We start from the raw sequence: 21,194 nt of genomic DNA on the forward strand, positions 1-21,194 counted from the left end.
GCTCCTGAGGCAGTCAGCAGTCCAGCTGCTCCAGCGTCGCGTTCGACGGACCCCGCCGCGCCTGGAGGTCGCGGGCCACGTCCTCGGCCGCGCCCAGCACCCGTACCGCGTTCTGCCAGGTCAGCTTGGCGAGGTCCGCGCGGGTCCAGCCGCGGTCGGACAGCTCGGCGATGAGGTTCGGGTAGCCGGACACGTCGTTCAGGCCGTCCGGGGTGAACGCGGTGCCGTCGTAGTCGCCGCCGATGCCGACGTGGTCGATGCCGGCGATCTCGCGCATGTGGTCCAGGTGGTCGGCCACCGTCGACACCGTGGCGACCGGGCGCGGGTTGGACTCCTCGAAGGCGCGGTGCACCTTCATGCCCTCGGGGGTCGTGTCGAGGTGGTGGAAGCCGTTGGCGCGCAGGTTCTCGTCGGCCGCGGCCGTCCAGTCGACCGCCGCCTGGAGGACGAACTTCGGTACGAACGTCACCATCGCCACTCCCCCGTTGGCGGGCAGTCGCTCCAGGACGTCGTCCGGGATGTTGCGCGGGTGGTCGCACACCGCGCGGGAGGAGGAGTGCGAGAAGATCACCGGCGCCGAGGTCGTGTCGAGCGCGTCGCGCATGGTCGTCGCGGCCACGTGGGAGAGGTCCACGAGCATGCCCTCGCGGTTCATCTCCCGCACAACCTCACGACCGAAGGCCGACAGGCCGCCGACGGCGGGGTGGTCGGTCGCCGAGTCCGCCCAGGCGATGTTGTCGTTGTGGGTGAGGGTCATGTAGCGCACGCCGAGGGCGTACAACCCCCGCAACGCGCCTAGGGAGTTGTCGATCGAGTGGCCGCCCTCGGCGCCCATCAACGATGCGATACGTCCCTCACTCCGCGCCGCCTCCATGTCGGCGGCGGTCAGCGCGCCGCGCAGCGCGGTCGGGTGACGGTCGATCAGCTGCCGTACGCAGTCGATCTGTTCGAGCGTCGCCGTGACCGCTCCCGGCAGGTCCGAGCGGACGTACACCGACCAGAACTGGGCGCCGACCCCGCCCGCGCGCAGGCGCGCCAGGTCCGTGTGCAGGTGGGCGCTCTGGTCGGTGGCGATGTCGCGGGCGTCAAGGTCGTAGCGGACCTGTTCGCGCAACGCCCAGGGGAGGTCGTTGTGGCCGTCGACCACGGGGAACTCGGCGAGGAGTTCGCGGGCTTCGTCAAGGGAGAGGGAGGTCATCGCCGTCACTTCCCGAAGCCGAAGCCGTTGCCCGCGCCCTCGACCTTGGTGCGCAGCCGCTTGCCCTTCTCGGTGGCCTGGTCGTTCAGCTGCTGCTGGAACTCCCGCATGCGGCCGAGGAGTTCCTCGTCGTGGGTGGCCAGGATGCGGGCCGCGAGCAGGCCCGCGTTGCGCGCGCCGGCGACGGAGACGGTCGCGACCGGGACGCCGGCCGGCATCTGCACGATCGAGAGCAGGCTGTCCATGCCGTCGAGGTACTTCAGCGGGACCGGGACGCCGATCACCGGCAGCGGTGTGACCGAGGCGAGCATGCCCGGGAGAGCGGCCGCGCCGCCGGCGCCCGCGATGATCACCTTGAGGCCGCGGCCGTCGGCCTGCTCGCCGTACGTGATCATCTCGCGGGGCATGCGGTGCGCGGAGACGACGTCGACCTCGTACGCGATCTCGAACTCGTCGAGGGCCAGCGCGGCGGCCTCCATGACGGACCAGTCGGAGTCCGACCCCATGACGATTCCTACGACAGGGCTCATTCGGTGATCGTGCCTCTCAGGTATCCGGCTGCGTGCCGGGCGCGCTCCAGTACGTCGTCCAGGTCGTCGCCGTAGGTGTTGACGTGGCCGACCTTGCGGCCGGGCTTCACGTCCTTGCCGTACATGTGGATCTTCAGCTGGGGGTCGCGGGCCATGCAGTGCAGGTACGCGGAGTACATGTCGGGGTAGTCGCCGCCGAGGACGTTCGCCATGACCGTCCACTTGGCGCGGGGCCGCGGGTCGCCCAGCGGGAGGTCCAGGACCGCGCGTACGTGGTTGGCGAACTGGGAGGTGATCGCGCCGTCCTGGGTCCAGTGGCCCGAGTTGTGCGGGCGCATGGCCAGTTCGTTGACGAGGATGCGTCCGTCGGCCGTCTCGAAGAGCTCGACGGCGAGGTGGCCGACGACGCCGAGTTCCTTGGCGATGCGCAGGGCCAGCTCGCTTGCCTGGAGGGCCAGCTCCTCCGCGATGCCGGGGGCCGGGGCGATCACCGTGTCGCAGACGCCGTCGACCTGCTGGGACTCGACGACGGGGTACGCGACCGCCTGGCCGTGCGGCGAGCGGACGACGTTCGCCGCGAGCTCGCGTACGAAGTCGACCTTCTCCTCGGCGAGGACGGGGACTCCGGCGCGGAAGGGATCGGCGGCGTCCGCGAGGGAGCGGACGAACCAGACCCCCTTGCCGTCGTAGCCGCCGCGGACGGTCTTCAGGATCACCGGGAAACCGTCGCCCTCGGCCGCGAACGCGGCCACGTCGTCGACGTCGCTCACGATCCGGTGCCGCGGGCACGGCACACCGAGCTCGTCGAGCTTCGCGCGCATCACGCCCTTGTCCTGGGCGTGCACGAGTGCGTCGGGCCCGGGGCGGACGGGGATGCCGTCCGCCTCCAGGGCACGCAGATGCTCGGTGGGTACCTGTTCGTGATCGAAGGTGATCACGTCGCAGCCCCGCGCGAACTCACGCAGCGTGTCGAGGTCGCGATAGTCGCCGATGACGACATCGCTGACGACCTGCGCCGCGGAATCCTGAGGGGAGTCACTGAGGAGCTTGAATTTGATGCCGAGCGGGATGCCCGCCTCGTGTGTCATACGAGCGAGCTGCCCCCCGCCGACCATGCCGACTACCGGGAACGTCACGCTCCAAGAGTATCGGCCGCGCCACGGCGGCCGGTTTCCGCTCCTGTGAGCCGGTATTTCCGGCCGATGACTGTCCGGGCGACGGTCACTTTTCTTACCTGTGAGTTCTTACACAGGCGATGGAGGGGGCCGCTGGTTAGCATGGTTGGGTTGATATATCCGACTGACGGCAACCGACGGGGGCTGGCGACACCATGGGCAGTGGTTCTTCAGGGCCCTATACCAAGCAGCCTCGTAGCGCGGTGCGGCGCCGTTTCGACCGGCTTTTCCGGGAGGTCGTCAAGTTCGGCGCGGTCGGTGGCGTGGGGCTGCTCGTCAACCTCATCACCTTCAACCTGGTGCGTCACGGGACCGGTCTGCAGGTCGTCCGGGCCAGTGTGATCGCCACCGTCGTGGCCATCGTCTTCAACTACATCGGGTTCCGCTACTTCACGTACCGCGACCGCGACAAGGGCGGCCGCACCAAGGAACTGACGCTCTTCCTGCTGTTCAGCGCGGTGGGCCTGGTGATCGAGAACGGCGTGCTGTACGCGGCGACGTACGGCTTCGGCTGGGACAGCCCGCTGCAGAGCAACGTCTTCAAGTTCCTCGGCATCGGTGTCGCGACCCTGTTCCGCTTCTGGTCGTACCGCACCTGGGTGTTCCGCGCGCTGCCCGCGCGGGAGGCGGTGGCCAGTGCGGAATCGTTCCTCGAAGCCGAGCCCGGACAGCGGCCCGCGCCCGCGCCGGCACAGCAGGTGAGCTGAGCCGCACCGCCACCTGAAAGCCGCTACCTGACCGTGGGCTCCGGCTCCTCGTCCACCAGGGGCTTCTTCAAGGGCGTACGGGACAGGAACAGGCCGAACACCGGCGGCTGCGCCTGAAGCATCTCCAGACGGCCTCCGTCGGCCTCCGCGAGGTCGCGGGCGACGGCGAGACCGATGCCCGTGGAGTTGCGGCCGCTGATCGCGCGCTCGAAGATGCGGGCGCCGAGGTCGGCGGGGACTCCGGGGCCCTCGTCGGTGACCTCCACGACGGACTGGTTGCCGGTCACTCGGGTGCGCAGGGCGACGGTGCCACCGCCGTGCATGAGGGAGTTCTCGATGAGCGCGGCGAGGACCTGGGCGACCGCGCCCGGGGTTCCGACGGCCCGCAGATGGCGTTTGCCCGAGCTGACGATGGCGCGGCCCGCGCTGCGGTAGGCCGGGCGCCACTCCTCCAGCTGCTGCTTGATGACCTCGTCGAGGTCGAAGGAGACGGCGGAGCCGGTGCGCGGGTCGCGGGCGTTGGTGAGCAGCCGCTCCACGACGTCCGTGAGCCGCTCGACCTGCGTCAGAGCGATCGTCGCCTCCTCCTTCACCGTGTCCGGGTCATCGGTGAGGGTGATCTCCTCCAGGCGCATGGAGAGGGCTGTGAGGGGCGTACGGAGCTGGTGGGAGGCGTCGGCGGCCAGCCTGCGCTCTGCCGTGAGCATCCGTGCGATGCGCTCCGCGCTGGCGTCCAGGACGTCCGCGACGCGGTCAAGCTCCGGGACGCCGTACCGCTTGTGGCGGGGGCGGGGGTCGCCGGAACCGAGCCGTTCCGCGGTCTCCGCGAGGTCGGTGAGGGGGGAGGCGAGGCGGTTGGCCTGCCGTACGGCGAGGAGGACGGCGGCGATGATGGCGAGTAGGGCGACCGCCGCGATGATCAGCAGCGTGCGGCCGACTTCCTTCGTCACGGACGAGCGCGGCTCCTGGACGGTGACCGTCTCGCCCTCCTCGCCGGGGGCCGTGTAGTGGATGACGTCACCGGCGGGCTTGGTGCCGATCTCGATCGGGTCCCTGCCCGGGATCCTGATCACGGCGTACCGCTCGTCCGTGACCTGGTCCTTCAGGATCTCCGCGGTGATGTCCTCGTGCCCGATGATCCGGCTGTCCACGATGCTCGCCAGGCGCAGCGCCTCGGAATCCACCCTCTCCTGGGCGCTGCTGCTGATCGTCCGCGTCTCGACGATCACAAGGGAGACGCCGAAGACGGCGATCACTACGAGCACCACGGCGAGCGTGGACTGGATGAGACGGCGACGCACGGTGCCCTCCGGGCGGGTTGCTGAGAGCCTGTGCCGATCCGGCTGAGGATCAGGCACAGGCTCCTACGGTGACCAGTGTTGCCGAAAGGTCTCCGGCGACGCCCTGCGAGCCAGTCCCTCAGCTCTTCTCGAAGCGGAACCCGACACCCCGGACCGTCGCGATGTAGCGAGGGTTCGCCGCGTCGTCGCCGAGCTTCTTGCGGAGCCAGGAGATGTGCATGTCGAGGGTCTTGGTGGAGGACCACCAGGTGGTGTCCCAGACCTCGCGCATGAGCTGGTCGCGGGTGACGACCCGGCCGGCATCCCGGACCAGGACCCGCAGGAGGTCGAACTCCTTGGCGGTGAGCTGGAGTTCCTCGTCGCCCATCCAGGCGCGGTGCGACTCGACGTCGATGCGCACCCCGTGCGTGGCGGGTGGCTGCTGGGGTTCGGCGGCGCCGCGTCGCAGCAGGGCCCGGACTCGGGCGAGCAGTTCGGCGAGCCGGAACGGCTTGGTCACGTAGTCGTCGGCGCCCGCGTCGAGGCCGACGACGGTGTCCACCTCGTCGGCGCGTGCGGTCAGGATGAGGATCGGGACGGTGTGGCCCTCGGCGCGCAGTCGGCGGGCCACTTCCAGGCCGTCCATGCCGGGCAGGCCCAGGTCCAGGACACACAGGTCGATGCCACCCTGGATGCCGGCGTCGAGCGCGGTGGGTCCGTCCTCGCGCACCTCGACCTCGTAGCCTTCCCGGCGCAGGGCACGGGCCAGTGGCTCCGAGATGGACGCGTCGTCCTCGGCGAGCAGTACACGGGTCATGGGGTGATGGTAGTCCGCCACGGCCGACACTCGCGGGGTGATCCGCCTCCGTGATTCTTACCTGCGTCTGTGAACAGGACGGCCTGCGGCTGTGGGAGGAGATCTTCACGGCGACCTTCGAATGGGTGCCTGTGGTTCCATTGTCGCCTGTGATTCATATCTCAAGTCCTTCCATATGCGGCATTGGTATGTCGTATGGTGACCGGACGCCTGTAGCACCAAGGGGACCTTTGGCCAGCATTTGACGCTGAAGGTCTCTTTTGTGTGCGGGCTGGTATTCGCCAGCCTTGAAAGGAATGACCTGTGGCCGGGCCCGAGCGCACCGAAGCGTGAAGGGCGTGGATCCCGGTGGTCGGCCTCCATCGCTTCGCAATCCGGAGCGGACTCCCCGTGGGCGTGGGGACGGACGGTCGGAACCCGCCGGTGCCGGCCGCCCCCACCGGGCGCGCGACCCCACTTCCCGCGCGTCCCGACCAGCAAGGAACGACCATGGCGTCCAGCCTGACGAAGGGCTCGACAGACCCGGGCACCCCCGGCTTCGAGCGCACCTTCTTCGGCCACCCCCGCGGACTGGCCACTCTCTTCATGACCGAGATGTGGGAACGTTTCTCCTACTACGGCATGAGGGCTCTGCTCCCGCTGTACCTGGTCGCACCGGGTGGCCTGCACCTCAGCGCGACCACCGCGACCGCGATCTACTCCGTCTACGTGTCGATGGTGTACCTGCTCGCCCTGCCCGGCGGCTGGTTCGGCGACCGGGTCTGGGGTCCCCGCAAGACCGTCGCCGTCGCCGGCGGAGTCATCATGCTCGGCCACCTGACGCTGGCGCTGCCGTCGTCGGGCACCTTCTACGCGGGCCTCGGCCTCGTGGCGATCGGCTCGGGTCTGCTGAAGGCCAACATCTCGACGATGGTCGGCCATCTCTACGACGGCCCGGACGACCCGCGCCGCGACGGTGGCTTCACGGTCTTCTACATGGGCATCAACCTCGGCGCGTTCGCCGCGCCGCTGATCATCGGCACCATCGGTGAGAACGTCAACTGGCACCTGGGCTTCGCGCTCGCCGCGCTCGGCATGGCGATCGGTCTCGGCCAGTTCCTGATCGGCAGCCGCAACCTCGCCGAGCGCTCCACCGTGGTCCCGACGCCGCTGTCCGACGCGGAGAAGTCCTCGACGCTGCGCAAGGCCGCGATCTGGGCGGGCATCGCCGTCGTCTTCTACGCCATCGTCGGCACCACCGGCCACTACACGCTGAACTGGATCCTGGTTCCGCTGACCCTCCTCGGCGTGATCATCCCGATCATGGTCCTGGTGCGGATCAAGCGCGACAAGGACCTGGACCGCGCCGAGCAGTCGAAGATGTCCGGATACATCTGGTTCTTCGTCGCCGCCGCCGTGTTCTGGATGATCTACGACCAGGGCGGCTCGACCCTGTCGATCTTCGCCGACGGCTCGGCCGAGAACACCGTCTTCGGCTGGGAGTTCCCGGTCTCCTGGTACCAGTCGGTGAACCCGGTACTGATCATGGCGCTGGCCCCGGTCTTCGCCTGGTTCTGGCTGGCGCTGAACAAGCGCGGCAAGGAACCGAGCACCATCGTGAAGTTCGCGTCCGGTCTCGTGCTGGTCGGTGCGTCGTTCTTCCTCTTCCTCGCCCCGCTGTCCATCGCCGACGGCGGAGCCAAGGCCGCCGCGATGTGGCTGGTCGCCATCTACTTCGTACAGACCGTCGGTGAGCTGCTGCTCTCCCCGGTCGGCCTCTCCGTCACCACGAAGATGGCGCCCGCGAAGTACGCCTCCCAGATGATGGGCGTCTGGTTCCTGGCCGTCACCGCCGGTGACGCCACGACCGGTCTGCTCTCCATCGCCGGGGTCGACCTGAACAAGATGGGCATCGTCGCCCTGGAGGCCACGCTCGCCGTGCTCGCCGGTGTCGCGGTGTGGATGTACCGCAACAAGGTCAAGGAACTCATGGGCGACGTCCGTTGACGTACGCCGCCGTCTGAGTCCGTCGTACGGAGGGCCACCGCACCACTGGGTGCGGTGGCCCTTCGGCGTTCCGCTTCGGCTTTTCCCGTGCGCGGGCGGGGACCTCAGCGCACGCGCCGCCGCCCCGGCATGAACGTGAACACCGCTCCGCCGAGCAGGACGGCCGTCCCCGCGACCAGCCCGAGGGCTTTGAGGGAACTGTGGCCCTCGGCGCCCGTTTCCGCGAGGCCGCCGCTGGACGAGGTACCGCCGGCGGAGTCGCCGCCCGAGGATCCTGAGCCTCCGGCGGCGCCGCTGGCTTGTTCCGTGGTGTCCAGGGTCAGCGAGACCTCCGTCTTCGAAGGGGTGCAGGTGGTCGTCGTGCCGAGCGCCTCCACCGTCAGCACGCCCGGCGACAGGGTCGACTCACCGGTCGCTCCGGGCTTGTAGGTGCCCGTGAGGTCGGCGATCTCCATCGGGTCGCCTGTCTTGATCGGCTCGGAGTTGGTGGGGCCTTCGACATGGACGGTGCCCGTGTCGGAGCCGCCCAGGGTGACCTCCATGGAGGGCTTCACCGAGTCCGCGGGGATGTCGGCCGGGCTGTCCATCACGGACCCCTTGAACTGCACCGTGAGGTCGTAACTCCCGCCGTTCTTGCTGGCGTTGATCTGCACGGGGGACGTGGCGTTCTTGTCTCCGATGGGCGTCTTGCAGGCGTAGGGGATGGAGACCTCCTTGCCGGTGAAGTCGGTCTGGCCGTCGCCGCCTCCGCCTCCGGTGGAACCGCCGGTCGAGTCACCTTCGCTCTCGGTCGGCGTCGGGGTACCCGTGGGCGGCGTCGGTGTCACGGTCGGCTCGCCGCCCGTCGTGCCACCCGAAGTCCCGCCGCCCTCCGTCACCTTGATCGTCGCCGCCGGCTTCACCGTCTCCTTCGGGGCGCACTTGGTGTCCGTCGAGATCGGCTTGCTGACATTGATGTCGTACGCGTCCGGCGTCAGCGTCACCTCACCCGCCGTCGTCAGTTTCAGCTTGCCCGTCATGTCGGACAGCGACATGTCGCTGTTCTTGGGGATCGCCGGGTTCTGGCGCGGGCCCTCCATCGCGATGTCGGCCGTCTGCGCGCCGCCCGCCTTCAGCGTGCCGGTCGGCATCACCGTGTCCTTCTCCAGATCGAGGATGTCCGGGTTCTTGGACGCGGCCTGGACGAACTTCCAGGTGATGGTGACCTCGTCGCCCACCTTCGCCTCGGCGGGCGCGCTGATGTCCGCCTTCGTCGTGCCCTCGACCGGCGGCAGACCGGAGATCGCGGGCGGGATGCACTCCGTCAGGTACGACACCTCGGCGGCCTGGGCCGGGACCGCGGCCACCCCCAGCAGAATGCCTGCGCCGCCGAGCATCAGCGCGACCCCGGCCGCGCTCGCTCTTCGTCCCGCCGGCGGTACCACTCTCCGTTGCGTACTCACGTGTTGCCCTTCCTCGTGGGGGTCGTCGGACGGTTCTCGTGCGGTGCGGAGAGCTGACCTGCCGCCGGGATCGCCGGATCGCTGTCCGGGGTGAACCACGGGAGGGGCCGAGTCGAAGTCGGCGACGGGATCGAGGTCGGGGTCGGGGTCGGGGTCGGGATCGAGGTCGGGGTCGGGGTCGTTCGGGGTTCGGGTGCCGGGGGCGCGCTCAACCTCGGTATGCGGAAGGTGAGTTCGGGAACCCGCAGGCCCCGGTGACGGGTGCGACGCCCGGCGGACCTGTGCGGTCGCAGCCGGTCCACCGCGGCCATCCCGACGCGGAAGACCGCGGCCGGTACGACCACGCCGAGCAGGATCCAGAACAGCGTCACGCCCCACGGGCGGCCCACGCCCCACGGCTGCTCGGCGAGCATCTTCCCGCCGTATTTCAGCGAGACCGTGTAGTCGCCGTGCGCCCCGGCCGCGAGCTCGACGGGGAGTTTGATCTGCGCCCTCTTGCCGGGCGCGATGGTGCCGCGCCACTGCTGTTCCTCCCACTGCGGGGCGAACACGCCGTGTGAGGTGCCGACTTGGAAGACGGGGTCCTTGACGGCGGCGGTACCGACGTTGCCGACCGTGAAAACGAGCGTGCGGGAGGGCGGGGCGCCGAACGAGGTGAGCAGCCCGCTCGATCCGTCGAGCTCGGTGTCCGTGAGCACCGACAGCCGTGCGCCGCTCTCCTCCTCGGGCAGCGGCTCGACCGAGTGCCCGGCGACCATGAAGATGGCGTCCGCAGTCGCCTTCTCCCCCGTGACCGTGGCGACATGCACCACGCACGGGCACGGCTCGGGCGGCTCGGCGACCGGCAGCTCCTTGCTGAAGTCGCCCTTCGCATCGGTGGTGACGGCCCGGCCGTCCGCGTTGGCACAGGAGTTGGTGCCGCCGATCACCCCACGGGACGGCACCGACTGGCCGCAGATCAGCATCATAAGCAGCGTCTTCGGCCGCCATCCGGTGCCGGTGACGATGATCGAACCACCGGTGCCTGCCTGGGACTTGGACAGCTTGACGGAGGGTTTGTCCGCGCCGACCGCGGGAGTCGTCCCCGCGAAGGGCAGCACGAGGAGCCCGAGCACCGCCGCCAGCACTGCCATCCGCACCTTGCCGCCCACGACTCCGCTCACGACACCGCTCCCGTCAACTCGACTTCCGTACCCGGCTGTTCACACGCGTCACCGCCCGGCGCGGGACGCCCGAAACGCCGTACACCACTCGGCGTGCGATACCCGAAAAGCCGTACAGCACCCTGCGCGGGACGTCCGAAACGCCGTACAGCCCCCGGTACTCGACGCCCGAGACGCCGTTCACCACCGGTCGGACGACGCCTGTGACGCCGTACGAGGAGAAGCGCGGCGGCCGCCACGAGCGCGGCCCCGACCCCCGCCACCGCGCCCCACGGCACGAACCTCACCGACGCGGACGCCGTGTCGCGCGCCCCGCCCGCCGCCGTCACCGTCAGCCGCACGTCGACCGAGTCCAGCGCCGGGGTGTCGCGCCACGGCTCGCTGAGCGTGACGCGGCGGCCCGGCAGGAGTTCGAGTGGCAGGGTGCGCGGGGCGCGGTCGAGGACCTTGCCGAGTGCGCCGTCGGCGTGGACGGTGAGTTTCGGGGTGAGGACGGTGGTGCCGCGGTTGACCAGCTCGTACGAGATCCGCCCCGCGTGCACGGTGACGTGCTCGACGGTGAGCGCCGACAACGCCGGTCCATCCACCCGCAGTTGGACCCGGACCGCCGAGGACCGTCCGCCGTCGCCGCTCGCGACGATCGCGCCGGGGTGGTCGCCGGGCGCCGCTCCCGCCGGGACGCTCAGGGTGAAGGGGACGTCGGCGCGAGTGTGCGCGGGGACGCGGACGGACACCGAAGCCACGGGGGTCCGCCTTCCGTCCGTCTCGCCCGCGAAGTTGATCCACGCGCCCGCGTCCGCCGACTTCTGCCGGATCGTGAACCCGCCGTCCGCCGTGTTGTCCGCGTCCGCGCCGCGCAGCCGTACGGTGACCGGCTCGGCACCCGGATTGAGCACGGACACCGAGTCCTGGAGGACCGTGCCGGGCGCGCCCTCCGCGTAGACGTACGGCCGCCCCTCCGGCGCGTTCGCGGACGGCACGACGGACCAGCCCGCGTCGGCCGCGGCCACCGGTGCCGCGCCCAGCAGCACCACCACGGACAAGCCCAGTAGACGGGTAACGGCGTACGGCATCAGCGGCTCCTGGTTGTCGTACGAGGCTCAGTGGCCTCAGCGGCGTACCGCCTGATGCCTGCGTGTCAGCCACAGCACACCCGCCGCGCCCGCGAGCAGCACCGTGCCGCCGAGCGTGCCGAGGGCGATCGCCGAGTCCTCGGGGCCGGTCTGCGGGAGTTCGCCGCCGGAGTCGGTGCCGCTCTGGGTCTCGCCCGAGGTCGAACCGCCGCTGCTTCCGCTCGCGGCCGTGACATCGAGGGTGAGTGACGGCTTCGGGCTGTTCGATGGGGTGCAGGTGGTCGTCGTACCCAGCGCCTTGATGGTCAGCACGCCCGCGGTGAAGGTGACCTCGCCGGACCCCTTCGGGGTGTACGTGCCGCTCAAGTCACTGATCTTGATGGGGGTGTTGGCGGGGATCGCCGCCGCGTTGGCCGGGCCGCTCACGGCCACCGTGCCGCTGTCCGCGCCACCCACCTTGATCACGGCGCTCGGGCTCATCGCCCCCTTGCCCAGCTCCACCGGGCTGGACGAGACGCCCTTCTGCCAGGACATGGTGAGCTTGTAGTCGCTGCCGCTCCTGACGCTCTTGATGTCGATGGGCGAGACGGCGCTCTTGTCGCCGATCGGCGTCTTGCACTGGTAGTTGACGTCCACCACGTCGGCGTGGGCGGCGGGGGCGGCCATCAGCACCGCGGAGCCGGCCAGGGCCGCGGCGAACGCGAGCGCGGCGGTTCGTTTCTGGTACGTCCGGTACGACACCTCGGGGCCTCATTCCTGACAGGACATCTGACGGAACATCAGATCGGCCGTCAAGGTACGCCCGGGGACTTGTGGAGGGAAGACAAAGCGCGCGCCGGATGTGAGGAGATCCGGCGCGCGTGCGATGACGTACGAGGCGCAGCGCGAATGACGGCGGGAATAGGGGCTCGAACGGGGGCGCGAATGGGGGTCGACCCACGGGTAACCCAAGGTGGGAGTTACCAGGCGAGCTACCGGGCGTCGGGCAGAGCTATGCGGGCGCGCCGAGTTCGGCCCAGACGGTCTTGCCCGCGACCCCCGGAGTCCGGACGACTCCCCAGTCCAGGCACAGTCGCTGCACGATGAACATCCCGTGGCCGCCGGGGCGCCCGGCTCGGTGCGGGGTGCGCGGGGCGGGCTCGCCGGTGCCGCGGTCGGAGACCTCGACGCGGAGCACCTTCTTGTCGCAGGCGATCCACAGTTCTTCCGGACCCTCGGCATGCAGACAGGCGTTGGTGACGAGTTCGGAGACGACCAGGAGGACGTCCTCGGCGGCGGCGCGGCGGTCGGCGCTCTCGGCGGGCAGCCAGCCCCAGGCGTGCAGCGCCTGGCGGGCGAAGTCGCGGGCGAGCGGTACGACACCGCTCTGGCCCTCGAAGCTCAGCCTGCGGGCCTGGCGGCCTGGACCGATACTGGTGCCGGTGCCGGTGCCGGTGCCGGTGCCGGAGCCGGAGCCCGTGCCGGTGCCGGATCTGGTGCCACTACCGGATCTGGTGCCACTACCGGTACCGGAGCCGGTGCCACTACTGGCGCCAGTGCCGGTGCCACTACCGGTGCTGCCGACGGTGTCGGCGGAGGAGACGGCCGCGTCATCCGGGGACGCGCCCGTGCCGGACACCGCGGAAGCACCGCCGTCGCCCGACTCCGGGCCGCGGTCTCCCGGCGGGTAAGGCCGGGTGGTGCTCATCAGCGCTTCACCTCACCGATTCACCAGTTCACAAATCAAGACTCAGCACTCAGTACGTTGATCGAGGGCGTATCCGCCACTGACTGGTCCCTGACCCGTCCGCGACGTGCCCGCCACTGTGGCGGACGACATATCCAGGATGTCTCCTGCCCGGCCGAACCGTCCGAACACCCAATTATTCGACCCGAAACCTGTGACGCGCGTAACCCGCCGATCACACTGGGACATCCGGGGCATCACTCCGAGACGATCCACCCGCTCCGCCCTAGTCGGCCAACGCCGCGGCAAGGGTGTCGTGGACCGTGAAAACGGCCTCCGCCCCGGTGATCTCGAAGACCCGGGAAACCACCGGCAGCATCGCCGCGAGATGGATCCCGCCACCCGCGGCCTCGGCCTTCAGCCGGGCGCTGAGCAGCACGTTGAGCCCGGTGGAATCACAGAACTCAAGACGTGAGCAGTCGACGACCAACCGCGCGTACCCCTTTTCGAGGCAGTCATCGAGTGGCCCACGCAACAAATCGGCCGTGTGGTGATCGAGCTCACCCGCGGGAGTCACGACGGCACTGGGGCCCTCTTCCCGCACTTCGACAAGAAGTCGGCCCGACTGGGCGCTGCCGACTGTCCCGCGGTCCATGCCGTCTCTCTCCTGAGCGTCGTGACTGCTGATGTAGGCACTCGAACACTACGCCTTCTCTACACACCCCGACACCCGAACAACCGCCAACAAACGGACATTTCATAACTAAGCACACTTGCAAACACCGCGTGGGAGCGGGTAGGGCTAGTAGCGACACCTTTTCGACCCGACCGGCTTTGGAGGCGCCGCACACCGCAGTGCACGCATTGGCATCGGCGGCCATATGCCGAGAACGATGGAGGACACCATGTCACCCCGGCTCGACGAATCGCATACCCAGACGGCGACGTCGGCACTCCCACTGGAACGCCCTCGCCCCCTCGTGGGTCTGGAGGGACTTCCGGAGATCCCCCCCTACGACAAGGTGGGGCCGGTGGACGCGCGGGCCCTGTCCAAAACACTCTTCGAGCGGCTGGAGTCCCTCGAAGAAGGCACCTACGAATACTCGTACGTTCGCAACACGCTGGTCGAACTCAACCTCGCGCTGGTCAAGTTCGCCGCCTCTCGGTTCCGCTCCCGCAGCGAGCCGATGGAGGACATCATCCAGGTCGGCACCATCGGCCTGATCAAGGCGATCGACCGCTTCGAGATGAGCCGCGGCGTCGAGTTCCCCACCTTCGCGATGCCGACCATCATCGGTGAGATCAAGCGCTTCTTCCGCGACACGTCGTGGTCGGTGCGCGTACCGCGCAGGTTGCAGGAACTCCGCCTCGACCTGGCCAAGGCGGGCGACGAACTCGCCCAGAAGTTCGATCGCGCTCCGACGGTGGGAGAGCTGGCGGAGCGCCTGGGCCTCACCAACGAAGAGGTCGTCGAAGGCATGGCCGCCTCGAACGCCTACACGGCCAGTTCGCTGGACGCCCAGCCCGAGGAGGACGACTCCGAGGGCGCGCTCGCGGACCGCATCGGCTACGAGGACCACGGGCTCGAAGGCATCGAGTACGTGGAGTCCCTGAGGCCGCTGATCGCCGAACTCCCGTTCCGCGACCGCGAGATCCTCTCGCTCCGCTTCGTCGCCAACATGACGCAGTCCGAGATCGGTGACGAACTCGGCATCTCCCAGATGCATGTCTCCCGGCTGCTCTCGCGCACGCTGGTGCGGCTGCGCAAGGGACTGACCGTCGAGGAGTGACGGTGGGCGGCCGACCGTCGAAGAGCGACGTGACGGTGCCACAGCCGTAACCGCGACCGGTAGCTGTGACTACGGCCGGTGCCCCCGGTGTTGGGGGCACCGGCCGTAGTCACAGCTTGGCAGCGGGCCACGGTTACTCCGGGAAACCTCTTTCCCCTCCGGTTACCTTCCACCACTATGAGCACCCCCATGCCCGCCGGTACGCCAGAACCCCGGCGGGCCGAGAGCGCGGGGTGCGAGGAGGCACGGGGATGGCTGGGGCCGGCCGGACCGACGGAGAAGACGGCTACGACGCATACGGCGGGTCTGACGCGTACGGCGGGTCCGGCGCGTACGGCGGGTCCGGCGCGTACGGCGGGTCCGGCGCGTACGGCGGGTCCGGCGCGTACGGCGGGTCCGGCGCGTATGGCGGGTCTGACGGACACGGCGAATACGAGGGATCCGAGGGATACGACGGGTCTGACGCCGGGAGTGGTGGCGTCTACTCCACGGCATCCGACGCGCAGCTCACCGAACTGCTGCGCGCCGACACCGCGACCGCGTATCCGGCACTGCGCGAACTGCGCCTGCGCCACCGGCCCGCGGTCCTCTCGTACGCCCGTCTGTGCACCGTAGGCGAGTCCGCGGCGCGGCAGCTGACAGCTCAGGCGTTCGCGCTCGCCGCCCGCGACACGGCGCGCGGCATCGACCCGCGTGGGCCCTGGCGCCACCAACTGCTGCTCCTGGCCGGCCGGGTGGCCGCCTCCTGGGCCACTCCCCTGGACCATCGCGCGAGCCGCCTCGATCCGGGTCTGCTCGCCCGGCTCCGCGAATCGGGCGGCCCCGAGGGGCCCGTACCGCCGATGCTCGACGCGTTCCAGTCGCTCCCGAGCCGTGTCCAGGGCCTCATCTGGTACGGCATCGTGGACGAGGAGCCCGACGCCAGGACCACGGCTCTCATCGGTGCCGTGCCGCAGGACGTGACGTACGGCAAGCAGCCCGCGTTCCAGGCCCTGCGGCAGGCCTGTCTGAAGACCCGCCTCGCCCGCTCCGGCAACCCCCGCTGTCAGGACTTCCGCCGGCTGATCGAGGAAGCGGCGCATCCCGAGAACCCGCGATACAGCCCGGACTTGAACGCCCACATGGCGCACTGCGGGCACTGCGCCGCCGCGTACGAGGAGTTGGGCGCCCTGCGCGACACCCCGCGCACGGCACTGGCCGAGGGACTGCTGCCGTGGGGCGGCGCCGCGTACGTCCTGGGCACCACGGGCCGGGCCCCGGCCGCCCGCGGCGTGGCGTCCCCGTCCTGGCCGCCCTCCCGGCGCCTCGTGCTCGTCTCGACCGCACTCGGCGTCGCGCTGGCGCCGCTGCTGCTGTATCTGCTGACGTCGGGCGGATCGGAGCCGGCGGTGAGCGCGGTGAGCACACCGGCGGCGCCGCCCCCGGTGACGGTGACCGCGACGGTCTCGGTGACTCCGTCGCCGTCCGCGTCCCCCTCCCCCACCCGTACGACCAAGTCCCCGTCCCCGACGCCCACTTCGACGCCTTCGAAGACACCCACGCCCTCGAAGAAGCCGAAGCCCTCACCCACCCCGCATCCCCCGAACGGCACCTACGCCCAGGTCGTGAACGTCGGCTCCGGGCTCTGCATGGACGTCCGCGACGGCGTCATGAATCTGGGAACGGACGTCGTCGCGGCCCGCTGCACCTCGTCCCGCACCCAGTTGTGGCGGGTCGACGCCGGGCGCGGCGTCCTCCAGTCGTACGCCGACAACCGCTTCTGCCTGGACAGCCGCGGTGGCACGGACAAGGGCGTCGGCATCTGGGAGTGCACGGCCGCCGACGACTACGAGCCCAACGGCAAGAACCTGCACTTCACGGTGGACTCGCGCGGCAGGATCGGCGCGGACATCTTCCCGGGCTTTGCGGTCACGCCGTACGGCGACCGGCTCATGCTGATCCGCGACGGGGACGGTGACCGGGACATCGACGAACAGCGGTGGCAGGCCGGCGCTACCGCTACATGACCGGCGCCGGCGCTACATGACCGGTGCCACCGCTACGTGATCGACTCCACCGCTACGTGATCGGAACCCCGCGTCGCCAGACCTCCGACACCAGCGGCACGCCCGGCCGGTAGGCGAGGTGGACATGGCTCGGGGCGTCGAGGAACGCGAGGTCGGCGTGGGAGCCCGGGGTCAGAGCGCCGATGTCCGTGCGCCGCAGGGCGCGCGCTCCGCCCGCCGTGGCCGACCAGAGGGCCTCGTCGGGAGTCATCCCCATGTCCCGTACCGCCAGCGCGATACAGAACGGGACGGACGAGGTGAAGGACGAGCCCGGGTTGCAGTCGGTGGAGAGGGCCACGGTGACGCCCGCGTCGAGCAGGCGGCGGGCGTTCGGCCACTCGGCGCGGGTGGAGAACTCGGCGCCGGGGAGGAGGGTGGCGACGGTGTTCCCGGCGGCCAGGGCGTCCACGTCGGCGTCCGTGAGGTGCGTGCAGTGGTCAGCACTCGCCGCGTCCAGTTCGACGGCGAGCTGGACGCCGGGGCCGTAGGAGAGCTGGTTGGCGTGGATGCGCGGGTGCAGGCCCTTCGCCCTGCCCGCCGTGAGGATCGCGCGGGCCTGGTCGCCGTCGAAGGCACCCTTCTCACAGAAGACATCGATCCAACGGGCGTACGGGGCACAGGCGTCGAGCATTTCGCCGGTCACCAGGGCCACGTACGCGGCAGGGTCGTCGGCATAGTCCGGCGAGACGATGTGCGCGCCGAGGTAGGTGACCTCGTCGGTGTGCGCCGCCGCGATGCGCAGTGCTCGTGCCTCGTCCTCGACGGTGAGGCCGTAGCCGGACTTCGTCTCGAAGGTGGTGGTGCCCTGGTGCAGGGCCTCGCGGAGGTAGCGCGTGAGGTTGCGTTCCAGGTCCTCGTCGGAAGCGGCGCGGGTGGCGGCGACGGTGGTGCGGATGCCGCCCGCCGTGTAGCTGCGGCCCGACATACGGGCGTTGAACTCCTGCGTGCGGTCGCCCGCGAAGACGAGGTGCGAGTGGGAGTCCACGAAGCCGGGGATCACCGCCCGGCCACCGGCGTCGACCCGATTGTCAGTGGCGGGTGCTTTTCTTGAATCACCGGTCCACGCGATGCGGTCGCCGTCGATGACGACGGCCGCGTCCTGGATCAGACCGAGGGGGGATCTGTCACCGAGGGAGGGATCGTTGGTGACCAGACTGGCGATGTTGGTGATGACGGTGCTGGTGCCGGTAGTGGCGGCGCCGGTGTCGGTGGTGCTGCTCATGGCGTCCTCGTGGGGGCTCGGGCTGCGGTGGGCGGTCGTCAGGCGCGCAGGGCGTCGACGGCTTCCGCGAGAGCTGTCGGCACATCGGGTACGAGGGTGTGCGCGCCGTCCCGTACGACGTGCCGCCCGCCCACGACCGTGTGGCGTACGTCAGCCGCCGTCGCGGCGAATACGGCTGTCTCGGCGCCGAGGCGCGGCACCGGTCCCGCTGTTCTGACCGAGTCGAGGGCGATCGTCGTGAAGTCGGCGAGCGCGCCCGGCTCCAGGCTGCCCGCACCGTCCCATCCCAGGGCCGCGTGGCCGTCGGCGGAGGCGGCGCGCAGGAGCGCGGCCGCCGTCCAGTGGCCGCGGTTGCGGGTGCGCAGGCGCTCGTTCAGCTCCATGGCGCGGGCCTCTTCGAGGAGGTCGATGACGGCGTGGCTGTCGGAGCCGAGGGAGAGCCGCGAGCCGGCGTTCTGCAGGGCGACAGCGGGGCCGATGCCGTCGGCCAGGTCCCGTTCGGTGGTCGGGCACATGCAGGTTCCGGTTCCCGATCTGCCGATCAGCGAGATGTCCTGACGCGTGAGGTGCGTGTTGTGGACGCCGGTCGTGCGGGGGCCGAGGACGCCGTGGTCGGCGAGCAGTTGGGTGGGGGTGCGGCTGTGCGCGGCCTGGCAGGCGTCGTTCTCCGCCGTCTGCTCGGACAGGTGCACATGCAGCGGGGCCCGCCGTTCCTCGGCCCACCGCGCCACCGTCGCCAGCTGCCGGGCAGGCACGGCCCGTACGGAGTGGACGGCCGCACCGATCCGCGCGTGATCACGGTCCTTGAGAAGTGAAGAGCGTTCCGCCCAGGCGTCCGCGCTGCCGTCGGAGAAGCGGAGCTGGTGCCGGTTCGGAGGCTGTCCGAAGCCCGCGGACAGATACGCGGTGTCGAGGAGGGTGATCCTGATCCCGGCCTCGCCCGCTGCCGCGATGAGCGCCTCACCCATCGCGTTGGGGTCGGCGTACGGGGTGCCGCCCGGGGCGTGGTGCACGTAGTGGAACTCGCCGACGGCCGTGACCCCGGCGAGCGCCATCTCCGCGTACACGGCGCGGGCGAGTGCGTGGTAGGTGTCCGGGGTCAGCCTGTCCGCGACGGAGTACATGATCTCGCGCCAGGTCCAGAAGGTGCCCGAGCCGACCTGGACGATGCCGCGCAGGGCACGGTGGAAGGCGTGGCTGTGGGCGTTGGCGAGCCCGGGGAGGGTGAGGCCGCGGAGGATCTCGGCGCCGGGGGGCGGGGTGTCGACGCCGGTGCGGACGGCGGTGATACGGCCGTCGTCGCTCCCCGCCGCGTTGCCGCTGGTCGACACGTCGAGTGCCACGCCCGGCTCGACGTTGGTGTCGAGCCAGGCGTGTTCCAGCCAGTACGTCTGCGTCACCTGCGGACCAGCCCTTCGAGTACGTCGGCGAGTGCGGTCACCCCGGCCACGCAGTCTTCCTCAGCGGCGTACTCGGCCGGGGAGTGCGAGACGCCCGTGGGGTTGCGTACGAACAGCATGGCGGTCGGGACGGTCCCGGAGAGGATTCCGGCGTCGTGTCCGGCGCCGGTTCCCAGGACGGGGACCCGCAGGTCCGCCTCCTGGCCCAGGATGCGGGCGAGCTCGTCGCGCAGGGCGTGTTCGAACTCGACGACGGGGGTGAAGGACTCACGGACGACGTCGAGTTCGACGCCCTGCGCCTCCGCGTACTCGCGGGCCGCCTTCTCGATGCCGGTGACGACCGTGTCCAGGCTCGCCTGGTCGGCGGCGCGGGAGTCGAGCCAGCCGCGAACGAGGGAGGGGATGGCGTTCACACCGTTCGGCTCGACCGCGATCTTGCCGAATGTGGCCACGGCGCCCGCGAGTTGGGCTTCTCTACGCGCTGCGAGCACCGTCTCCGCATAGGGCAGCATCGGGTCCCGGCGGTCCACTAGCCGGGTGGTGCCCGCGTGGTTGGCCTCGCCCTTGAAGTCGAACCGCCAGCGGCCGTGCGGCCAGATGGCGCTCGCGATGCCCACGCGGTCGCCGGAGAGGTCGAGGGCACGGCCCTGTTCGACGTGCAGCTCGACGAAGGCGCCGATGCGGGCGAGCCGCTCGGGATCCGGGCCGATGGTGTCCGGGTCGTACCCGGCCCGTTCCATGGCCTGCGGCAGCGTGATGCCCTCGGCGTCCGTCAGCCGGTGCGCCTGCTCGACGGTGAGCTGCCCGGCGGCGAGCCGCGACCCGACGCACGCGAGCCCGAACCGGGCACCCTCCTCGTCACCGAAGTTCACGATGGCGAGGGGCCGGGTGAACTCCACGTGGCGCGCGCGCAGTTCGTCCAGCGCGGCGAAGGACGACACCACTCCGAGGGGCCCGTCGAAGGCCCCGCCGTCCGGCACGGAGTCGAGATGCGACCCCGTGACGACGGCGTCCCCTGCCGCCGGGTCACCGAGCCACGCCCACTGATTCCCGTTCCGGTCGAGCTCATAGGCAAGCCCTCGCGCCTCAGCCTGCGCCCGGAACCAAGCCCGGCATTCGGCGTCGGCCCCGGTCCAGGCGAATCGCCGGTAGCCACCGGAGGCGGGATGGCGGCCGATGGGCTTGAGGTCGCGCCACATTTGGTGGAAGGAGGGGGCGGTGGACGAAGGTGAGGGGGCACCATGGGCTGGGGCTGGGGCCGGGGCCGGGGCCGGGGTTGCCGCCGCACCAGGCTGCGGCACAGGCACACCAGGCTGTGAGACAGCCGTGCCAGGCGCTGGGGCAGCAGCCGCACCGGGCTGTGGAGCAGGCGCACCGGGCTGTGAGACAGCCACACCAGGCGCTGAGGCAGCCCCTCCAGGCGTTGGGGCAGCCGCTCCAGGCTGTGGAGCAGCAGCTTCGGACGCTGACGCAGCCACACCAGGCAGTGGCGCAGGCGCTCCGGGCTGCGGGGCAGCCGCACCATCAGGCTGTGGGCAATCGTTCCGCAGGGCGGAACGGGTGGGCACAGCCGGACCCGCAGACGGCGACGAAACACCCGCCCCCACCAGGGAGTGGCCGCCCGGCGCCTCAGCCGGACCAGCGGACGGCGACAAAGTGCCCGCCCCTACCGGGGGATAACTGTCTCGCGCCCCAGGCGC

18 protein-coding genes are annotated in these 21,194 nt (G+C 70.3%); 4 read left to right on the forward strand and 14 right to left on the reverse strand.

Features of this window, described 5'->3' with window-relative positions:
* Positions 1–13 precede the first annotated feature (13 nt).
* The 3 genes from AB0N66_RS33980 to AB0N66_RS33990 are packed head-to-tail and all read right to left on the reverse strand — an operon-like array spanning position 14 to position 2,864.
* The gene (locus AB0N66_RS33980; protein ID WP_365442273.1) at positions 14–1,198 is read right to left on the reverse strand and encodes a dipeptidase; all 1,185 of its coding nucleotides are present in this window, start codon (positions 1,196–1,198) and stop codon (positions 14–16) included.
* Positions 1,199–1,203: 5 nt separating this feature from the next.
* Positions 1,204–1,728 (reverse strand): 5-(carboxyamino)imidazole ribonucleotide mutase, encoded by a 525-nt coding sequence (purE, locus tag AB0N66_RS33985; protein WP_365442275.1) that lies wholly within the window; start codon positions 1,726–1,728, stop codon positions 1,204–1,206.
* Positions 1,725–2,864 (reverse strand): 5-(carboxyamino)imidazole ribonucleotide synthase, encoded by a 1,140-nt coding sequence (locus AB0N66_RS33990; protein WP_365442277.1) that lies wholly within the window; start codon positions 2,862–2,864, stop codon positions 1,725–1,727. The genes purE and AB0N66_RS33990 overlap by 4 nt, the downstream gene beginning before the upstream one ends.
* A gap of 194 nt (positions 2,865–3,058) precedes the next feature.
* Between AB0N66_RS33990 and AB0N66_RS33995 the strand changes: the two genes are divergently transcribed.
* On the forward strand, positions 3,059–3,610 hold the full coding sequence (locus AB0N66_RS33995) for a GtrA family protein (RefSeq protein ID WP_365442279.1): 552 nt from the start codon (positions 3,059–3,061) through the stop codon (positions 3,608–3,610).
* A 23-nt stretch (positions 3,611–3,633) separates the two neighbouring features.
* Here AB0N66_RS33995 and AB0N66_RS34000 read toward each other — a convergent pair whose 3' ends face one another.
* Positions 3,634–4,911: an ATP-binding protein gene (locus tag AB0N66_RS34000; RefSeq protein ID WP_365442281.1), complete on the reverse strand. Its 1,278-nt coding sequence runs from the start codon at positions 4,909–4,911 to the stop codon at positions 3,634–3,636.
* Positions 4,912–5,029: 118 nt separating this feature from the next.
* Positions 5,030–5,707: a response regulator transcription factor gene (locus AB0N66_RS34005; RefSeq protein WP_037748267.1), complete on the reverse strand. Its 678-nt coding sequence runs from the start codon at positions 5,705–5,707 to the stop codon at positions 5,030–5,032.
* Between the two features lie 489 nt (positions 5,708–6,196).
* Here AB0N66_RS34005 and AB0N66_RS34010 point away from each other — a divergent pair, with 489 nt between their 5' ends.
* Positions 6,197–7,693 carry an oligopeptide:H+ symporter gene (locus AB0N66_RS34010; protein ID WP_365442283.1) on the forward strand — a complete coding sequence of 499 codons (1,497 nt, stop codon included), beginning with the start codon at positions 6,197–6,199 and terminating at the stop codon, positions 7,691–7,693.
* 104 nt (positions 7,694–7,797) lie between these two features.
* On the opposite strand, the gene AB0N66_RS34015 is transcribed toward AB0N66_RS34010, so the two are convergent.
* From AB0N66_RS34015 to AB0N66_RS34040, 6 genes are all read right to left on the reverse strand, one after another.
* Positions 7,798–9,069 (reverse strand): hypothetical protein, encoded by a 1,272-nt coding sequence (locus AB0N66_RS34015; protein WP_365442385.1) that lies wholly within the window; start codon positions 9,067–9,069, stop codon positions 7,798–7,800.
* 62 nt (positions 9,070–9,131) lie between these two features.
* Positions 9,132–10,268: a hypothetical protein gene (locus AB0N66_RS34020; RefSeq protein WP_365442387.1), complete on the reverse strand. Its 1,137-nt coding sequence runs from the start codon at positions 10,266–10,268 to the stop codon at positions 9,132–9,134.
* 26 nt (positions 10,269–10,294) lie between these two features.
* A complete protein-coding gene (locus AB0N66_RS34025; protein WP_365442285.1) occupies positions 10,295–11,371 on the reverse strand; it encodes a hypothetical protein in 1,077 nt (358 codons plus the stop codon).
* Between the two features lie 36 nt (positions 11,372–11,407).
* Complete coding sequence (locus tag AB0N66_RS34030; RefSeq protein ID WP_365442287.1) at positions 11,408–12,112, reverse strand: LPXTG cell wall anchor domain-containing protein; 705 nt, start codon at positions 12,110–12,112, stop codon at positions 11,408–11,410.
* Positions 12,113–12,362: 250 nt separating this feature from the next.
* Complete coding sequence (locus tag AB0N66_RS34035; RefSeq protein ID WP_365442289.1) at positions 12,363–13,058, reverse strand: ATP-binding protein; 696 nt, start codon at positions 13,056–13,058, stop codon at positions 12,363–12,365.
* 265 nt (positions 13,059–13,323) lie between these two features.
* A complete protein-coding gene (locus tag AB0N66_RS34040; RefSeq protein WP_365442291.1) occupies positions 13,324–13,692 on the reverse strand; it encodes an STAS domain-containing protein in 369 nt (122 codons plus the stop codon).
* A gap of 238 nt (positions 13,693–13,930) precedes the next feature.
* Between AB0N66_RS34040 and AB0N66_RS34045 the strand changes: the two genes are divergently transcribed.
* Positions 13,931–14,827, forward strand: a complete 897-nt coding sequence (locus AB0N66_RS34045; RefSeq protein ID WP_365442293.1) for an RNA polymerase sigma factor SigF — start codon at positions 13,931–13,933, stop codon at positions 14,825–14,827.
* A 251-nt stretch (positions 14,828–15,078) separates the two neighbouring features.
* On the forward strand, positions 15,079–16,833 hold the full coding sequence (locus AB0N66_RS34050; RefSeq protein WP_365442295.1) for an RICIN domain-containing protein: 1,755 nt from the start codon (positions 15,079–15,081) through the stop codon (positions 16,831–16,833).
* A gap of 52 nt (positions 16,834–16,885) precedes the next feature.
* Here AB0N66_RS34050 and hutI read toward each other — a convergent pair whose 3' ends face one another.
* The 3 genes from hutI to AB0N66_RS34065 are packed head-to-tail and all read right to left on the reverse strand — an operon-like array spanning position 16,886 to position 20,693.
* A complete protein-coding gene (hutI, locus tag AB0N66_RS34055; protein ID WP_365442297.1) occupies positions 16,886–18,094 on the reverse strand; it encodes an imidazolonepropionase in 1,209 nt (402 codons plus the stop codon).
* A 38-nt stretch (positions 18,095–18,132) separates the two neighbouring features.
* On the reverse strand, positions 18,133–19,494 hold the full coding sequence (locus AB0N66_RS34060; protein ID WP_365442299.1) for a formimidoylglutamate deiminase: 1,362 nt from the start codon (positions 19,492–19,494) through the stop codon (positions 18,133–18,135).
* Entirely contained in the window at positions 19,491–20,693 is a 1,203-nt protein-coding gene (locus tag AB0N66_RS34065; RefSeq protein WP_365442301.1) for an allantoate amidohydrolase, read from the reverse strand. Before AB0N66_RS34065 ends, AB0N66_RS34060 begins: the two co-directional genes overlap by 4 nt.
* Between the last annotated feature and the right edge of the window lie 501 nt (positions 20,694–21,194).

The sequence above is a fragment of the Streptomyces sp. NPDC093544 genome (assembly GCF_040683495.1).
Taxonomy (GTDB): domain Bacteria; phylum Actinomycetota; class Actinomycetes; order Streptomycetales; family Streptomycetaceae; genus Streptomyces.

Coding starts and splice junctions, on each gene's coding strand:
- AB0N66_RS34015 (WP_365442385.1), bottom strand. CDS start 9,069: ATGCTCGGCGGCGCAGGCATTCTGCTGGGGGTGGCCGCGGTCCCGGCC.
- AB0N66_RS34040 (WP_365442291.1), bottom strand. CDS start 13,692: ATGGACCGCGGGACAGTCGGCAGCGCCCAGTCGGGCCGACTTCTTGTC.
- AB0N66_RS34025 (WP_365442285.1), bottom strand. CDS start 11,371: ATGCCGTACGCCGTTACCCGTCTACTGGGCTTGTCCGTGGTGGTGCTG.
- AB0N66_RS33980 (WP_365442273.1), bottom strand. CDS start 1,198: ATGACCTCCCTCTCCCTTGACGAAGCCCGCGAACTCCTCGCCGAGTTC.
- AB0N66_RS34065 (WP_365442301.1), bottom strand. CDS start 20,693: ATGTGGCGCGACCTCAAGCCCATCGGCCGCCATCCCGCCTCCGGTGGC.
- AB0N66_RS34050 (WP_365442295.1), top strand. CDS start 15,079: ATGGCTGGGGCCGGCCGGACCGACGGAGAAGACGGCTACGACGCATAC.
- AB0N66_RS34010 (WP_365442283.1), top strand. CDS start 6,197: ATGGCGTCCAGCCTGACGAAGGGCTCGACAGACCCGGGCACCCCCGGC.
- AB0N66_RS34020 (WP_365442387.1), bottom strand. CDS start 10,268: ATGGCAGTGCTGGCGGCGGTGCTCGGGCTCCTCGTGCTGCCCTTCGCG.
- AB0N66_RS34045 (WP_365442293.1), top strand. CDS start 13,931: ATGGAGGACACCATGTCACCCCGGCTCGACGAATCGCATACCCAGACG.
- AB0N66_RS33995 (WP_365442279.1), top strand. CDS start 3,059: ATGGGCAGTGGTTCTTCAGGGCCCTATACCAAGCAGCCTCGTAGCGCG.
- purE (WP_365442275.1), bottom strand. CDS start 1,728: ATGAGCCCTGTCGTAGGAATCGTCATGGGGTCGGACTCCGACTGGTCC.
- hutI (WP_365442297.1), bottom strand. CDS start 18,094: ATGAGCAGCACCACCGACACCGGCGCCGCCACTACCGGCACCAGCACC.
- AB0N66_RS34035 (WP_365442289.1), bottom strand. CDS start 13,058: ATGAGCACCACCCGGCCTTACCCGCCGGGAGACCGCGGCCCGGAGTCG.
- AB0N66_RS34005 (WP_037748267.1), bottom strand. CDS start 5,707: ATGACCCGTGTACTGCTCGCCGAGGACGACGCGTCCATCTCGGAGCCA.